This window comes from Kitasatospora viridis, from assembly GCF_007829815.1.
Lineage (GTDB): Bacteria > Actinomycetota > Actinomycetes > Streptomycetales > Streptomycetaceae > Kitasatospora > Kitasatospora viridis.
Window position 1 is genome coordinate 5,740,102 of sequence record NZ_VIWT01000001.1, and the last position, 16,237, is coordinate 5,756,338.

General features: G+C 74.4%; 13 protein-coding genes. 8 read left to right on the forward strand and 5 right to left on the reverse strand.

Annotation, left to right across the window (positions count from 1 at the left end; genetic code table 11):
* Positions 1-68: 68 nt before the first annotated feature.
* On the forward strand, positions 69-4,145 hold the full coding sequence (locus tag FHX73_RS25785; RefSeq protein ID WP_281292702.1) for a bifunctional nitrate reductase/sulfite reductase flavoprotein subunit alpha: 4,077 nt from the start codon (positions 69-71) through the stop codon (positions 4,143-4,145).
* A 56-nt stretch (positions 4,146-4,201) separates the two neighbouring features.
* The gene (locus FHX73_RS25790; RefSeq protein WP_145907461.1) at positions 4,202-5,281 is read left to right on the forward strand and encodes a monodechloroaminopyrrolnitrin synthase PrnB family protein; all 1,080 of its coding nucleotides are present in this window, start codon (positions 4,202-4,204) and stop codon (positions 5,279-5,281) included.
* Between the two features lie 15 nt (positions 5,282-5,296).
* Here FHX73_RS25790 and FHX73_RS25795 read toward each other — a convergent pair whose 3' ends face one another.
* Entirely contained in the window at positions 5,297-6,100 is an 804-nt protein-coding gene (locus FHX73_RS25795) for a methyltransferase domain-containing protein (protein ID WP_145907464.1), read from the reverse strand.
* Positions 6,101-6,219: 119 nt separating this feature from the next.
* On the opposite strand from FHX73_RS25795, the gene FHX73_RS25800 reads away from it, so the two are divergent.
* The 4 genes from FHX73_RS25800 to FHX73_RS25815 all read left to right on the forward strand — a co-directional run bounded on the left by FHX73_RS25800 (position 6,220) and on the right by FHX73_RS25815 (position 10,310).
* Positions 6,220-6,891 carry a transglycosylase SLT domain-containing protein gene (locus tag FHX73_RS25800; RefSeq protein WP_425461423.1) on the forward strand — a complete coding sequence of 224 codons (672 nt, stop codon included), beginning with the start codon at positions 6,220-6,222 and terminating at the stop codon, positions 6,889-6,891.
* Between the two features lie 182 nt (positions 6,892-7,073).
* On the forward strand, positions 7,074-8,177 hold the full coding sequence (locus tag FHX73_RS25805) for a sugar ABC transporter substrate-binding protein (RefSeq protein ID WP_145907470.1): 1,104 nt from the start codon (positions 7,074-7,076) through the stop codon (positions 8,175-8,177).
* 19 nt (positions 8,178-8,196) lie between these two features.
* On the forward strand, positions 8,197-8,976 hold the full coding sequence (locus FHX73_RS25810; protein WP_145907472.1) for an ATP-binding cassette domain-containing protein: 780 nt from the start codon (positions 8,197-8,199) through the stop codon (positions 8,974-8,976).
* 65 nt (positions 8,977-9,041) lie between these two features.
* Positions 9,042-10,310, forward strand: coding sequence for a sugar ABC transporter permease (locus tag FHX73_RS25815; protein ID WP_145908529.1), 1,269 nt, complete (start codon positions 9,042-9,044; stop codon positions 10,308-10,310).
* Between the two features lie 12 nt (positions 10,311-10,322).
* Here the strand turns inward: FHX73_RS25815 and FHX73_RS25820 are convergent, their stop codons facing one another.
* Positions 10,323-11,708 carry an MFS transporter gene (locus tag FHX73_RS25820; RefSeq protein WP_281292703.1) on the reverse strand — a complete coding sequence of 462 codons (1,386 nt, stop codon included), beginning with the start codon at positions 11,706-11,708 and terminating at the stop codon, positions 10,323-10,325.
* A 108-nt stretch (positions 11,709-11,816) separates the two neighbouring features.
* Between FHX73_RS25820 and FHX73_RS25825 the strand changes: the two genes are divergently transcribed.
* Positions 11,817-12,218 (forward strand): VOC family protein, encoded by a 402-nt coding sequence (locus tag FHX73_RS25825; protein ID WP_145907475.1) that lies wholly within the window; start codon positions 11,817-11,819, stop codon positions 12,216-12,218.
* Positions 12,219-12,244: 26 nt separating this feature from the next.
* On the forward strand, positions 12,245-13,153 hold the full coding sequence (locus FHX73_RS25830; protein ID WP_145907477.1) for a UTP--glucose-1-phosphate uridylyltransferase: 909 nt from the start codon (positions 12,245-12,247) through the stop codon (positions 13,151-13,153).
* A gap of 7 nt (positions 13,154-13,160) precedes the next feature.
* Here the strand turns inward: FHX73_RS25830 and FHX73_RS25835 are convergent, their stop codons facing one another.
* From FHX73_RS25835 to FHX73_RS25845, 3 genes are all read right to left on the reverse strand, one after another.
* Entirely contained in the window at positions 13,161-13,805 is a 645-nt protein-coding gene (locus FHX73_RS25835; RefSeq protein WP_145907479.1) for a response regulator, read from the reverse strand.
* Positions 13,802-14,956 carry a sensor histidine kinase gene (locus tag FHX73_RS25840; protein WP_145907482.1) on the reverse strand — a complete coding sequence of 385 codons (1,155 nt, stop codon included), beginning with the start codon at positions 14,954-14,956 and terminating at the stop codon, positions 13,802-13,804. The genes FHX73_RS25835 and FHX73_RS25840 overlap by 4 nt, the downstream gene beginning before the upstream one ends.
* Before the next feature lie 82 nt (positions 14,957-15,038).
* Entirely contained in the window at positions 15,039-16,235 is a 1,197-nt protein-coding gene (locus tag FHX73_RS25845) for a M20 metallopeptidase family protein (RefSeq protein ID WP_145907486.1), read from the reverse strand.
* Positions 16,236-16,237 lie beyond the last annotated feature (2 nt).

Here is a 16,237-nt window from a genome sequence, read left to right on the forward strand (position 1 = left end):
GACAAGCATCAGAGAACCGTCGGCGGCCGGCCTGCCCGGACCGGCCGCCCGTCCCGGGGAGGCAGGGCGTGTCAGCACCGCGACCGTCGTCGAAGAGGCTGCGCACCTCCTGCTCGTACTGCGGGGTGGGCTGCGGCATGGTGCTGGAGGTCGGCCCGCTGCCCGGCAGCGGCCGGCCGGGCGTGCTCGCGGTGGCCGGCGACAAGGAGCACCCGACCAACGCCGGCCGGCTCTGCACCAAGGGCGCCACCAGCGCCGACCTGCTGGCCGCCGGCGGCCGGCTGGAGACCGCGCTGCGCCGCACCGGTCGCGGCGCGCCGCCGGTGCCGGTGGCCGTCGAGGAGGCGATCGCCGAGACCGGCCGGCGGCTGCGCGCGCTGCTGGACGAGCACGGGCCCGACGCGCTGGCCTTCTACGTCTCCGGCCAACTCACCCTGGAGGCCCAGTACCTGATCACCAAGCTGGCCAAGGGCTACGTGCGGACCAACCAGATCGAGTCCAACTCCCGGCTCTGCATGGCGAGTGCGGGCAGCGGCTACAAGCTCTCGCTGGGCGCCGACGGCCCGCCCGGCTCCTACCAGGACTTCGACCGGGCCGACCTCTTCCTGGTCACCGGCGCCAACATGGCCGACTGCCACCCGATCCTCTTCCTGCGGATGATGGACCGGGTGAAGGCCGGCGCCAAGCTGATCGTGGTGGACCCGCGCCGCACCGCCACCGCCGAGAAGGCCGACCTCTTCCTGCAACTGCGGCCCGGCACCGACCTGGCGCTGCTCAACGGCCTGCTCCACCTGCTGGTCGAGAACGGGCACACCGACCCGGAGTTCATCGCCGAGCACACCGAGGGCTGGGAGGCGATGCCGCCCTTCCTGGCCGACTACCCGCCGGCCGCGGTGGCCGAGCTGACCGGGGTGCCGGAGGAGGACCTGCGCCGGGCGGCCCGGTGGATCGGCGAGGCCGGGGAGTGGACGAGCTGCTGGACCATGGGCCTGAACCAGAGCACCCACGGCACCTGGAACACCAACGCGCTGGTCAACCTGCACCTGGCCACCGGGGCGATCTGCCGCCCGGGCAGCGGCCCGTTCTCGCTGACCGGCCAGCCCAACGCGATGGGCGGCCGGGAGATGGGCTACATGGGCCCCGGGCTGCCCGGCCAGCGCTCGGTGCTGGACCCGGCGGACCGGGCGTTCTGCGAGGAGCTGTGGGGCCTGGCGCCCGGCACCATCCGGACCGGGACGGGGCAGGGCACGGTGGAGCTGTTCGGCCGGCTGGCCGAGGGCAGCGTGAAGGCCTGCTGGATCATCTGCACCAACCCGGTCGCCTCGGTGCCGAACCGCGCGACCGTGATCGCGGGCCTGACCGCGGCCGAGTTCGTGGTCACCCAGGACGTCTACCCCGACACCGAGACCAACGCCTACGCGGACCTGGTGCTGCCGGCCGCGCCGTGGTCCGAGGGCGAAGGGGTGATGGTCAACAGCGAGCGCAACCTGACGCTGGCCGGGCGGGCCGTCGAGCCGGCCGGACAGGCCCTGCCGGACTGGGAGTTGATCGCCCGGGTGGCCCGGGCGATGGGGTTCGCCGAGGGCTTCGACTTCGACAGCGCGGAGCAGGTCTTCGAGGAGCTGCGCCGGGCCTGGAACCCGCGCACCGGCTGGGACCTGCGCGGCATCGGCTACCCGCGGCTGCGCCGCGGCCCGGTGCAGTGGCCGAGCGCGGACCCGGCGGGCGCGGACCGCAACCCGATCCGCTACCTGAACGACGGGGTGAGCCAGACCCTGCTGGTCCGTCCCGACGGCACCCGCCCCCGACTGGCCTTCCCGACCCCCGGCGGCCGGGCCGTCTTCTTCCCCCGCCCGCACCTGCCGCCGGCCGAACTGCCGGACGAGGACTACCCGTTCACCCTCACCACCGGTCGACTGGCGCACCAGTGGCACACCCTGACCAAGACCGGGAAGGTGGCCAAGCTGAACCGGCTCAACCCGGGGCCCTTCGTCGAGCTGCACCCAGTGGACGCGGAGCGCCTCGGCATCGCCGAGGGCGGGCGGGTGGCGATCGACTCGCGGCGCGGCCGGGCCGTGCTGCCCGCCGTGGTCGCCGACCGGGTGCGGCCGGGCACCTGCTTCGCGCCCTTCCACTGGAACGACCTGTTCGGCGCGGAGTTGAGCATCAACGCGGTGACCAACGACGCGGTCGACCCGATCTCCTTCCAGCCCGAGCTGAAGGCCTGCGCGGTGGCGCTTACCCCGGTCGCCGCACCGGAGAGAGTTGCTGACGATGCATCAGATCCAGTCGAGCTGGCCGTCAGAACGCTCGGGCTGGCCGGCCAGGCGCTCGCGCAGCCCGCGTTCGGCGAGCACGAACAGCGGTACCTGGCCGGGTTCCTGGCCGGCCTGCGGGCCGCGCCGCCGGTCGGCGCGGTGCCGGTGCTGCCGCCCGGCGCGCCACTGGCCGTCGAGCAGCGCAGCTGGGTGGACGGGCTGCTGGCCGGCCTCTACTCGCGGCGAGTGGAGCCGGTTGAGCCGGTTGAGCCGGCCGATCCGGTCGAGCCGGCCGAGTCGACCGAGCCGGCTCGGGCAGGCGGGCCGGCCGGTGCGCGGGTGCTGGTGCTCTGGGCCTCGCAGACCGGCACCGCCGAGGAGTTCGCCGCCGCCTGCGCCGCCCGGCTGACCGCCGAGGGCCTGAGCCCGGTGCTGGCCCCGATGGCCGAGCACACCCCGCAGGCCCTGGACCCGGCGGTGCCGGTGCTGCTGCTGAGCAGCAGCACCGGCGACGGCGAGGCCCCCGACAACGGCGCCGCCTTCTGGTCCGCACTGGCGGCGGCCGCCCCGGGCTCGCTGGCCGGCCTGCGCTACGCGGTGCTGGCCTTCGGCGACTCCAGCTACCAGGACTTCTGCGGGCACGGCCGGCGCCTCGACGCCCGGGTGGCCGAGCTCGGCGGCACCCGGCTGGTGCCGCGCGCCGACTGCGAACCGGACTACCGGGACACCGCCGAGGGCTGGCTGCGCTCGGTGCTGGCCGAGTTGGCCGGCCCGCCCGCGCCGAGCTTCACCAGGGACGCCCCCTACACCACCGAGCTGGTCGGCAACCGGCTGCTCAGCCTGCCCGGTGCCACCAAGGAGGTGCGCCAGTTCAGCTTCGCCACCGGCGGCGGCGAGCTGGCCTACCGGGCCGGTGACGCACTAGGGGTCTGGCCGGTCAACTCGCCCGAACTGGTCAAGGAGTGGCTGTCCGTCACCGAGCTCGGCGGCGGCGAGCCGGTCACCGTGGGCGGCGAGGCCACCAGCTTCGCCGAGGCGCTGGCCGGCCGGCTGGAGATCGCCCGGATCACCCCGGAGCTGCTGCGCTTCGTGGCCGAGCGCAGCGGTGACCGGGAGCTGCGAAGACTGCTCCGCTCGGACAACAAGGACGAGCTGGCGAAGTGGAGTTGGGGACGGCAGGCGGTGGACGTGGTGGCCGCGCTCCCGGTCCGGGCCGAGGCGGGGGAGTGGACGGCGGTGCTCAAGCGGCTGCAGCCGCGGCTCTACTCGATATCGTCCAGCCCGCGCACCGACCCGGGGACGGTCAGCCTGACGGTCTCGGTGGTGCGCTACGGCGAGCGCTCGGGCGTCTGCTCCGGCTACCTGGCCGACCGGGCGCTGGACGGCCCGGTGCGGGTGTTCGTCCGCGCCAGCCCGCACTTCCGGCCGCCCGAGGACCCGGCGACGGCCATGATCATGGTCGGCCCGGGCACCGGCGTGGCACCGTTCATCGGCTTCCTGCGGGAGCGGCAGGCACTCGGGCACACCGGGCCGAACTGGCTCTTCTTCGGCGAGCAGCGGGCCGCCACCGACTTCTACTACCGGGAGGAGCTGGAGGAGCTGCGGGCGGCCGGCCGGCTGGACCGGCTGGACCTGGCGTTCTCCCGGGACCAGCGGGCCAAGGTCTACGTGCAGGACCGGATGCGGGAGCACGGCGCCCGGCTCTGGCAGTGGCTGCGCGGCGGGGCCCACCTGTACGTGTGCGGGGACGCGGCGCGGATGGCCCGCGACGTGGACCGGGCGCTGCGGGAGATCATCGCCCGGCACGGCGGTCTGACGGCGGAACAGGCGGGCGCCGAGCTGGAGCGCCTGGCCAAGGAGCACCGCTACGTGCGGGACGTCTACTGACGGGACCGTCCGGCCGGGGACCGGGGCCGTGCCTACCATGGCAGTGGACAAGGAAGGTGGGAGCCCTGCGGCTGACTGACGGGTTCTGTGCCGAAGTGGCCGCCGCCGACCCGTTGAGGGCCGACCGGCTGCTCGCCGAGCTGCCCGCGCTCAACGCGCGGGCGGACCCGCGCCCGCTCGGCGAACTGCTGGCGGCGCTGGCCGGGGCGGCGGACCGGGCGCCGCTGGAGTCCGCGGCCGAACGGCTGGCCGCGATGCGTGACATGGGGATGACCCTCGGTTCGCTCAAGCGCCACGGCGTCGAACCGCTCAGCGCGGTGCCGGCCGCCGGGCCGGTGCTGCGGCGCCTCGGCGCCCGCGCCGAGATGGTGCCCCGGGACACCGTGCTGCACTACGGCGCCTGGAACCCGCGGGGCGACCGGCAGCGGATGTACCTCGGGGCGCCCGAGGAGGACGTGCTGATCCAGTCGGTGCGGCTCGGCGCGGTGGCCGTCGAGCGCGCCGCGCTCGGGCTGGCCGAGCTCGACGGCGCGGACCCGGGCACCCCCGAGTACTTCCGGGTGCTGCGGCAGGCCGTGCGGGACTTCGAGGTGCTGCCCGAGCAGATCGGCGTGGTGGCGGGCAAGGTCGCGCCGGCCGGGTTCTTCATGGCGCGGCTGCGGCCGTACTTCGAGGACGTCCGGGTGGGCGACCGTTCGTACTACGGGCCGGCCGCCGCCCACGTGCCGCTCCACCTGGTCGACCAGCTGCTCTGGAGCAGCGACCGGGTCGACCCGGCCTACGCCGAGCTCACCCGGGAGATGCTCGACTACGGCCTGCCCGAGTGGAGCCGGCTCCACCACGAGCGCGAGGGCGCCGAGTCGGTGGTCACCCGGGTGGTCCGGGCCCTGCTGGCGGCCGGTCAGGAGGCCTCGCCGCAACTGCTGCTGACCGGCCGCACGGTGGCCGAGCTGCTCCGCTCGATGGTGGTCTTCCGCGGCCGGCACCTGCGCCTGGTCCGCGAGGCCTACACCGTGGACAGCCCCTACACCACCGGCAGCGCGGGCGGCGCGCCCGAGCTGGTCAAGCGGGTGCTCGAACTCACCCGGGCCTGCGAGCGGCAGCTGGTCGGTCGAGCCGACGAGCCGATGCCGTGACCGTGGCCGTGACGCTCAGTCGGGCCTGCGCGCCCACGCCGTGACCATGACGTTCGGCACGTACCGCACGTCCTGGCGCTGGATCAGCTCGACCGCCCGGTCCAGCTCCGCCTCCTCGACCAGGCCGCCGGCCAGCAGCGGCGCCCGCAGCTGACGCAGGGTCAGCGCCAGGAACGGGGTGCCGCCCGGCAGCACCGGCGCCTGCAGCCGGGCGCCCACCTCGGTCAGGCCGGCCCCGGCCAGCGCGTCGGGCAGCCGGCGCCCGTAGCCCGGGTCCGCCCCCGCCCGGCCGAAGGCGGCCTCCAGCGCCCGGTACAGCCGCTCGGCCAACTCGTGCTGCCCGTCCGGCCAGTAGCGGGCGATCAGCTCGACCGCGGGGCCCTCGATGTCGAAGTCCTCCAGCACCAGCCAGCCGCCCGGCCGGACCGCCGCGGCCAGCCGCCGCACCGCGCGCTCGCGGTCCGGCAGGTGCTCCAGCACCGCCCGGGCGTGCACCAGGTCGAAGGCGCCGGCCGGCAGCGGATCGGCCAGCAGGTCCTGGCGCCGCACCTCCAGGTTGGCCCGGCCGTGCCCTTCGGCGAACCGCGGGTCGAGGTCGATCGCCAGCACCCGCCCGCGCTCCCCGACCCGGTCGGCCAGCCACCGGGCGATGCTGCCGGCCCCGCAGCCGACCTCCAGGCAGTGCCAGCCCGCCGCCACGCCGAGCCCGGCCAGGCGCTCGGTGGTCCCGGGGTCGTAGACCGCCTCCAGGGCGGCGAGCCGCTCGTGCTCGCGCTCCCACGCGCGGTCGAAGACGTAGCGGTCGGTGCTCTCGGGCATGCGTTCCCCAGGCGGACTCGGCGGTGATCTTCGACTCTAGTCCGGCAGGTGCTGGGAGCCCGGCGGCCGCGCGGGGCAGGATGGCGGGGGAGGACGGCCGGCGGCGGAGGGTGGAGACGGTGGGCAGGAACGGGCGGACGGCGGTCGGGGTGGCCGTGGTGCTGGCGCTGGGCTTCGTAGTGCACGCGGTGCGGCACGACGGCACCCGGGCCGAACCGGGGGCCACGGCATCGGCCTCGGCGTCGGCCACGGCCTCGCCCCCGGCCGGGGCCGCGGTGTCCCCGCTGCCGTCGGCGGGCGCGGGCGCCTACGACCCCGCGCGGTACGCCGCCCAGGTCAAGGCCCGGGCCGGGCAGGCCGGGATCGACCCGCAGCTGCTGATGGCGATCCTCTACAACGAGAGCTACAAGCCGCACGACCCGGCCTTCGAGCGGGCCTGGCAGAAGCTCAAGCCGGACTCCGCCTTCGGCATCGCCAACATGCACAAGGCCGCCTTCGACGACACCAAGGCCGGCCGGGACTTCGCGGGCCGGCAGTGGGAGGAGCTGCCCGACGACCCGGACCTGGCGATCGAGGCCGCCGCCTGGTTCCTGCACGACCTGGCCGCCCAGCTGCCCGCCCACCCGGCCGCGGGGCTGGACCGGGACGAGCTGCTGGCGCTCGGCTACAACGCCGGGGCCGGCAACATGCTCGCCTTCGCCCGCGGCACCTCGGTCGGCCCGCAGGCCAAGGGCTACCTGGACACCCTGCACGCCAACTGGGACAAGGCGGCTCGGGCGCTGGCCGGCTGACGGGCGCTCAGCGGCACCCCGCGGTCCGGCGGTCCTGACGGTGCCTCAAGGTGCTCGGACGGCCCCCCGACTGGGCCGGACGGGGGCAATCGGGCCCGTTCGGCGCAGTCCGCCTCGTGGTGCGGCGGCGCGGGTTCGCAGACTCGGCGGAAAGGGGGCGAACCCGGACCGGGAGGAACCACGTGAACAAGGCCCTGCGCCGAACCGCGCTCGCGACCACGGTGGCGGCGCTGGCCCTCGCCAGCGCCGCCTGCGGCAGCGCCAAGCAGTCGTCCGGAGGCTCGGCCGGCGCCAGCAGCTCGACCGCCGCGCTGAAGATCGGCCTGCTGCTCCCGGAGTCCAAGACCACCCGGTACGAGCAGTTCGACCGCCCGCTGATCGAGGCCCGGATCAAGCAGCTGGCCCCGAACGCCACCATCGACTACTACAACGCCAACCAGGACGCGACCCAGCAGCAGACCCAGGTCGACACCGCCCTGACCAAGGGCGACCAGGTGCTGATCCTGGACGCGGTGGACGCCAAGGCGATCCAGTCCTCGGTGCAGAAGGCGCACGACGCGGGCGTCAAGGTGGTCGCCTACGACCGGCTGGCCCAGGGCCCGGTGGACGCCTACGTCTCCTTCGACAACCACAAGGTCGGCGAGCTGCAGGGCCAGGCGCTGGTCGCGGCGGTCGGCGCCAAGTCCGGCAGTGGCCAGATCATCATGATCAACGGTTCGCCGACCGACCCCAACGCCGCCGACTTCAAGGCCGGCGCGCACAGCGCGATCGACGGCAAGCTGAAGATCGGCAAGGAGTACGACACCCCGAACTGGGACCCGAACAACGCCAACCAGGAGGCCAGCGCGGCGATCACCGCGATCGGCTCGGCCAACGTGGTCGGCGTCTACTCGGCCAACGACGGCATGGCGGCGGGCATCGCCACCGCGCTCAAGTCCGCCAACCTGAGCGTGCCGCTGACCGGCCAGGACGCCCAACTGGACGCCGTGCAGCGGATCCTGTTGAACACCCAGACGATGTCGATCTACAAGCCCTACAAGCCGGAGGCGGACACCGCCGGCACCATGGCGGTCACCCTGGCCGAGGGCAAGGCGCTGGCCGCCTCGATCGCGCCGACCACCGCGACCAACGGCAGCGGCACCACCGTCAAGGCCGTGCTGATCACCCCGACCGTGCTCACCAAGTCCAACATCAAGACCACCGTGGTGGCCGACGGCCTCTACTCGGTGCAGCAGATCTGCACCCCCGACTACGCCAGCGCCTGCGCCGCAGCCGGCCTGAGCTGACCGAGAGGGGGCGGTGGCCATGGCAGGCGAGCCGGTACTGGCCCTGCGCGGGGTCTCCAAGCGGTTCGGCGCCGTCCAGGCGCTGACCGGCATCGAGCTGGAGGTGCACTCCGGCGAGGTGCTCGCGCTGGTCGGCGACAACGGCGCCGGCAAGTCCACCCTGGTGAAGTCGATCGCCGGGGTGAACCAGCCGGACGAGGGTGTGATCGAGTGGGAGGGCCGGCCGGTGGGGATCCACCGGCCGCAGGACGCCCAGCAGTTGGGCATCGCCACGGTCTACCAGGACCTGGCGCTGTGCGACAACCTCGACGTCGTCGGCAACCTCTTCCTGGGCCGGGAGCTGACCCGGTTCGGGGTGCTCGACGAGGTGGCCATGGAGAAGCGCTCGCGGGCGCTGCTGGAGACCCTGTCGATCCGGATCCCCAGCGTGCGGATCCCGATCGCCTCGCTCTCCGGCGGCCAGCGCCAGGTGGTGGCGATCGCCCGCTCGCTGATCGGCTCGCCCAAGGTGGTGATCCTGGACGAGCCGACCGCCGCCCTCGGCGTGGAGCAGACCGCGCAGGTGCTCGACCTGGTGGAGCGGCTGCGCGACCAGGGTCTGGGAGTGATCCTGATCAGCCACAACATGGCGGACGTGATGGCGGTCGCGGACCGGGTCGCGGTGCTGCGGCTGGGCCGCAACAACGGGGTCTTCGAGCGGCGCTCCACCACCCAGGAAGAGATCATCTCGGCCATCACCGGCGCCACGGACAACGCCGTGACCCGCCGTCAGGCCCGTGGCACGGAGGGCTCCGCATGAGCAGCGAGGAACCCCGCCCGGACGGGCGGTACGAGGAGCAGCGCCGGCACCTGCCCGAGGACTCGATGCCGTCCGGCGGGGTGAACGCGCCGGTGCCGGTGGCGGCCGAGGCCACGCCGGTGGTCGACCCGCGGCTGATCGTCCGGCAGGAGGGCGTCAAGGGCTACCTGGGGGAGTTCCGCCGGCGGATCGGCAGTGGCGAACTTGGCTCGCTGCCGGTGATCGTCGCGCTGGTCGTGATCTGGGCCGTCTTCGGCAGCCTGAACAGCAGCTTCCTGTCCGCGCAGAACCTGTCCAACCTGTCCCAGCAGATCGTCGGCACCGGCCTGATCGCGGTCGGCGTGGTCTTCGTGCTGCTGCTCGGCGAGATCGACCTGTCGGTCGGCTCGGTCAGCGGGCTCTGCGCGGCGATCTTCGCGGTGCTGGACGTGACCCACGGGGTCAACCAGTGGGTCGCGCTGCTCTGCGCGGTGCTGGGCGGCGCCGCCGTCGGCCTGGTGCAGGGGTTCTTCTTCGCCCGGGTCGGGGTGCCGGCCTTCGTGGTGACGCTGGCCGGCAACCTGGGGTGGAACGGCCTGATGCTCCAGGTGCTGGGCTCCAGCGGCACGGTCAACCTGTCCGGCAAGGACATCGTCTCGCGGCTCTACAGCACCATCTACGGGCAGCAGGTCGCCGCCTACGGGCTGGCCACGGCGGGGGTCGCGCTCTTCCTCGGCGCCTCGCTGGTGGACGCCGGGCGGCGGCGCCGGGCCGGGGTGCCGTCCCGGCCGGTGACGGACATCGCGCTGCGCACGGTGCTGCTGGCGGTGGTGGCCTACCTGGCGGCGTACACGCTGAACCAGTACAAGGGGCTGCCGCTGGCGCTGCTGGTCTTCCTGGTGTTCATCGTGGTGCTGGAGTTCGTGCTGCGGCGCACCACCTACGGGCGCAAGGTCTTCGCGCTCGGCGGCAACATCGAGGGGGCCCGGCGGGCCGGCATCAGCGTGCCGTGGACCCGGATGACGGTGTTCATGATCTGCTCCACCATGGCGGCGGTCGGCGGGCTCTTCCTGGCCGCGCAGATCCAGTCGGCCAGTCAGACCTCGGGCGGCGGCAACCTGCTGATGAACGCGATCGCGGCCGCGGTGATCGGCGGCACCAGCCTGTTCGGCGGGCGCGGCTCCACCTGGTCGGCGCTGCTCGGTGCGCTGGTGATCGGATCGATCCAGTCCGGGATGAACATCGAGGGGCTGTCCAACGCCATCCAGTTCATGATCACCGGCGCCGTGCTGCTGGCCGCCGTGGTGATCGACTCGCTGGCCCGCCGGACCCAGAAGGCGGCCGGCCGGGCCTGACCGGTCGGCAGGTCAGCGTGGCGGGCGCAGCGTGGTGGCCAGCGCGAGCAGGGCGAAGGCCAGCAGGGTCAGGGCCGCGGCGGTGGGGCCGGTGCCGGGGGCCAGGTGCATCGCGAGGGTCACGGCGGCCACGCCGATCGCGGTGCCCAGGCCCCGGGTCATGTTGACCATGCCGCCGCCGGTGCCCGCCGAGGAGGTCGGGATGGCCCGCATCACCTGGGTGTTGTTCGCGGGCACGTAGATCCCGAGCGCCAGGCCCAGCAGGCCGAGCGGCAGCGGCAGCAGGTCGGCCCGCATCGGCAGCGCCGCCAGCAGCGCGAGCGCCAGCACGCACCCGGCCGCGCCGAGCTGCCCGCGCCGCCCGTCGCTCCAGCCGGCCGGCAGCAGCCGCTCGGCGCCGGTCGCGGCGAGCGCGAAGCCGAGCGGCAGGGCGGTCAGCACCAGCCCGGTGGCCAGCGGCGTGCTGCCGGTGCGGGCCAGCGCCAGCGGCACCAGCACCAGCGGGCCGAACAGCACCAGGTAGCCGCAGAGCCCGCCGAGCAGCCCGGGGCCGAGCCGCCGCTCGCGCAGCAGCGCGAGGTCGAGCAGCGGCCGGGCGCAGGCGCGCTGGCGGCGCAGGAAGGCCCAGCCGGCGCCGACCGCGGCCACCGCGAGCAGCGCGGCGGACCAGATCGGCAGGCCCAGGCCGGAGGCGACCGAGAGGGCGAGCAGCGCCGCCGTGGTGGAGCCGCCGAGCAGCAGCACGCCGGGCAGGTCGATCCGCCCGCCACCGGTGCACTGCCGGGTGCGCGGCAGCAGGTAGTGGCCGGCCACCAGGGCCAGCACGCCGATCGGCACGTTGACGCCGAACACCCAGCGCCAGCCGACCGCGCTGACCAGCGCGCCGCCCACGGTCGGGCCGAGCGCCAGGCCGAGCGCCTGCCCGGCCGCCTGCATGCCGAGCGCGGCGCGCATCCGGCCGGGCGGCGCGCTGGTGGTGACCAGGGCGACGCTGTTGGCCTGCATCAGTGCGGCGCCCACCGCCTGCACCACCCGGAAGACCACCAGCGCGGCCAGGCCGGGGGCCAGCCCGCAGGCGGCGGAGGCGATGGTGAAGACGGCGAAGCCGTAGAGGTACATCAGCTTGCGCCCGCGCGCGTCCGACAGGCGGCCGACCGGGACCAGGATTGCGGTCAGGGTCAGCAGGTAGGAGAGCGAGACCCATTCGACGGCGGCCGGGGTGGAGTGGAACTCGGTGCGCAGCGGCTGGTAGGTGAGGGTCACGATGCTGGCGTCCAGCTGGCCCATGAAGGCGCCGAAGCAGACCGTGCCGACCGCCAGCCGCCAGGCCCAGGGGGCGCGGCGGACCGGCTCGGGCCTGGCCCGCTCGGTGGTGAGCAGGGCGAGCACGGCGTTCACCCGGGCACCCCCTCTTCGCTCGTCCGTCCGACTGTCTGTCTCTCACAGAGTACATCGGTACCAGACATATTCGGTAGGGGAGGTGTTCCGTGGGGTAGCGTCCGCGGCATGATCGAATCCAGCATGCAGATCCGAATCGCCCGCCCCTCAAGGGACTTGGCCGCCGCCGAGCGCTTCTACGTCGAGGGGCTCGGGCTGGACGTGCTCTGGCGCACCTCGGAGCGGGTGTCCGGCGAGCACGACCTGCTGATGGTCGGCCCGGCCGGCGGCGCCTGGCACTTCGAGCTGACCCGCGACCCCGAGCAGCCGCTCGAACCCACCCCCACGGTGGACGACCTGTTCGTGGTCTATCTCGGCGCCCCGGTTGACGAACACCTGGTCCAGCGGCTGGAGGCCGCGGGCGGCCGCCGGGTGCCCGCGCACAACCCCTACTGGGACCGCTTCGGGGTCACCGTGCTCGACCCCGACGGCTACCGCCTGGTGCTCTGCTCCCGGAGCTGGTCGGCCTGACCCAACGGCGCTGGTAGCGTCGGGACATGACCACCACCATCCGCCGGGCCGTCATCCCGGCCGCCGGTCTCGGGTCCCGACTGCTGCCGCTGACCAAGGCCATCCCCAAGGAGATGCTGCCGGTCGGCGACAAGCCGGTGATCGAGCACACCGTGCGCGAGCTGATCGCCTCCGGGATCACCGACATCACCATCGTGGTGTCGGACAACAAGGACCTGATCCAGCGTCACTTCCGGCCCAACCCCGCCCTGGTGGACCAGCTGCGGGCGGCCGGCAAGGAGGCCTACGCGGACGCCGTCGAGGAGGTCGGCGAGCTCTCCCGGGCCGGCCACATCACCTACCTCGACCAGCACGGCCCCTACGGCAACGGCACCCCGGTGCTGAACGCCGCCCGCAACCTGGGCGACGAGCCGGTGCTGGTGCTCTGGCCGGACGACGTCTTCGTCGCCGAGGTGCCCAGGGCCCAGCAGCTGATCAAGGCCTACGAGGCGACGAGCTGCCCGGTGCTCGCGCTGATGCCGATGGACCGCTCCGAGGCGCAGCGGTACGGCGTGCCGGTGGTCAAGGAGGACCTGGGCGGCGGGCTGCTGCGGATCACCGGCCTGGTGGAGAAGCCCGACCCGGCCACCGCGCCCTCCGACTACGCGGCGATCGGCGGCTACGTGATCACCCCCGCGGTGATCGAGGAGCTGCGCCGGCAGACCGCCCGCTGGTACGAGCACCGCACCGGCGAGGTCTACCTGACCGACGCGATCAACGCCTACGCCGCCGAGCGCGCCGTCTACGGCCAGGTCATCCGGGGCCGCTGGTACGACACCGGCAACCCGCTGGCCTACCTGACCGCCCAGTTCGCGGCGGCCCTCGCCGACCCCGAGTACGGCCCCGAGCTGCGGCGGCTGGCCGAGCTCAACGACGGATCCGCGGAACCGGCCTGACCGGTCGTCAGACCAGGCCGCACTCGTAGGCCTCGATCACCAGCTGCACCCGGTCCCGGGCGTCCAGCTTGGTCAGCAGCCGGGCGACGTGGCTCTTCGCGGTGGCGACGCTGATGAAGAGCCGCTCGGCGATCTCCGCGTTGGACAGCCCGCGCCCGATCAGCGTGAGCACCTCGCGCTCGCGCTCGGTGATCGCGGCGGCCAGCTCGCGGTTGCGGGCCGCCCCCGGGGTCCGGGCGGCGAACTCGGCGATCAGCCGGCGGGTGACGGCCGGCGCGAGCAGCGCGTCGCCGGCCGCCACCACCCGGATCGCGGCCAGGATGTCGTCCAGCACCATGTCCTTGACCAGGAAGCCGGCCGCGCCGGCGCGCAGCGCCGCGTAGACGTTCTCGTCCTCGTCGAAGGTGGTCAGCATCAGCACCTTCGACGCGGTGCGCTCGCGGATCCGCCGGGTCGCCTCGATGCCGTCGAGCTGTGGCATGCGGATGTCCATCAGCACGACGTCCGGCGCGGTGCGCTCGGCCAGCTCGACCGCCTCGGTGCCGGTGCCGGCCTCGCCGACCACTTCGAGGTCCTCGGCGTCCGCCGTGACCAGGCGCAGCCCGGCCCGGACCAGCGGCTGGTCGTCGGCAAGCAGCAAACGGATCGTCATATCGGCAGCCTAGCGACCACCTGGAAGCCGCCCTCGGGGCGCGGGCCCGCGGTGAGCGAGCCGTGCAGCAGGCCGACCCGCTCGCGCATGCCGATCAGGCCGTACCCGGTGCCGACCCCGCCGCCGCCGCCGCGCCCGTCGTCCAGCACCTCGACGGCCAGCTCGGTCGCGGTGAAGTCGACCGAGACGGTGCAGAGTCCGGCCCGCGCGTGGCGCATGGTGTTGGTCACCGCCTCCTGGATGATCCGGAACGCCGAGAGCTCGACCTCCGGGGCCAGCGGCCGGCGCTCGCCGTGCCAGGAGACCGCCACCCGCAGCCCGTTCTCGCCGGCCGCGGCGGCCAGCCGCTCGACGTCCGCCAGGCCCGGGGCGGGCGCGCCGGCCACCGGGTCGGCGTCCGCCCGGCGCAGCGCGCCCAGCATCCGGCGCAGCCCCGCCAGGGTCTCCCGGCTGGTCTGCTCGATCGCGCCGAGCGCCTCGGCGGCCTCCGCCGGGCGGTTGGCGATCACCCGGCGGGCGGCGCCGGCCTGGATCGCCACCGCGCCGATCGAGTGCGCCACCAGGTCGTGCAACTCGCGGGCGATCCGCAGCCGTTCGGCCTGCACCGCCTGCTCGGCGGCCTGGCTGCGCAGGGTCGCGGCGTGCTCCTGGCGCAGCTGCAGCCAGGAGCCGGCGATCCAGCAGGAGGCCGTCACGACCACCAGGGTGCCGCTCGGCCCGGTCACCCGGGCGGCGAACTCGGCCGGCGGCAGCAGCTGCACGGCGGTCCAGCCGGCCAGCACCGCGACCAGCGACCAGGCCGCGGTGCGCCGGGGGCGGACGGCGGCGACGTAGAACAGCAGGACGGCGCAGGCCAGCAGCAGCGGCCAGAGCTTGGCGCCCAGCAGCCGGGCCGTCAGGGTCTCGGCCAGCAGCAGCCCGAGCACCGGGACCGCGCGCTTGGCCGCCCAGCCCAGCGGCAGCGCCAGCAGCACGGCGAGGAGCAGGCCGGGGAGCGGGCCGACCCGCAGGTACCGGTCGTCGCCGAAGAGCGCGGGCCGGACCCGCCAGAGCGTGGTGGCGAGCAGCACCAGCGCGAAGACGGGCACCGCGCTCCAGCTGAGCAGGGTGAGGAAGTCGGGGCGGGCGCGGAGCGCGGGAGGTCGGGGCACCCGGCCGATGCTAGTGATCGGCCGGGCGCCGCGAATCAGCCCGTGGACGGCATCCCGCGGGCTGATCCCCTGGTTGGAGTGCCTACGGCTGCGGGGCCAGTGCCAGGGCGGCGAGCAGCGCGGCGCCGTCGGACAGCACCGACTCGTCGAAGACGGCCTCGGGGGAGTGGTTGTAGGCGGCGGTGGCCAACTCCCGCTCCGGGTGCAGGGCGCCGAGGAAGAAGTACGCGCCCGGCACCCGCTCCAGCACGAAGGAGAAGTCCTCCGCGCCGGCCAGCGGATCCGGCATCGCCACCACCCGGTCGGCGCCGAGCAGCGCGGCGGCCGTCCCGGCCACCTTGGCGGCGTGCGCCGGGTGGTTGGCGGTGACCGGGTAGCCGCGGACGTACTCGACCTCCGCGGTCAGCCCGTGCGCGGCGGCGATCCCCTCCACCACCCGGGGCAGCACCTCGGCGGCGCGCTCCTGGGCCGTACCGGAGAAGGACCGCACGGTCGCGGTGAACCGGGCCGTGTCGGGGATGATGTTCTCCTTCTCCCCGGAGTGGAAGGTGCCGACGGTGACCACCACCGGGTCGAAGACCGAGAAGGAGCGGGTCACCGCCGTCTGCAGCGCGGTGACCATCTCGCAGGCGGCCGGCAGCGGGTCCAGCGCGGCGTGCGGCGCCGAACCGTGGCCGCCGCGCCCGCGCACCACCACCTGCAACTGGTCGGCGGCGGCCATCATCGCGCCGTCGCGCACCGCCACCACGCCGCTGGGCAGCAGCCCGGACGAGACGTGCAGCGCGTAGGCGGCGGCGACCGGGCGGTCCGGGCCCGCCGCGGTCAGCACGCCCTCCTCGATCATCGGCTCCGCCCCGCCCGGGCCCTCCTCGCCGGGCTGGAACATCAGCACCACGTCGCCCGGCAGTTCGGTCCGCCGCTCGGCCAGCAGCCGGGCCGCGCCGACCAGGATCGCGGTGTGCAGGTCGTGGCCGCAGGCGTGCATCTGCCCGGTCAGCTCGGAGACCGGGCCGCCGGGCAGCGGGCGCTCGTGCACCGGCAGCCCGTCCATGTCGCCGCGCAGCAGCACCGTCGGTCCGTCGCCCGCACCGCGCAGCACGGCGGTCACCGAGTCCAGCGCCGTGCCGGTGGTGACCTCCAGCGGCAGGCCGGCCAAGGCGTCGAGCACCAGCCGCTGGGTGCGCGGCAGGCGCAGGCCGAGCTCCGGCACCGCGTGCAGTTCCCGGCGCAGGGCGGCCAGTTCGGGTTGCAGCGCGGCCGCGCTCTCTCGCAGGTCCATCC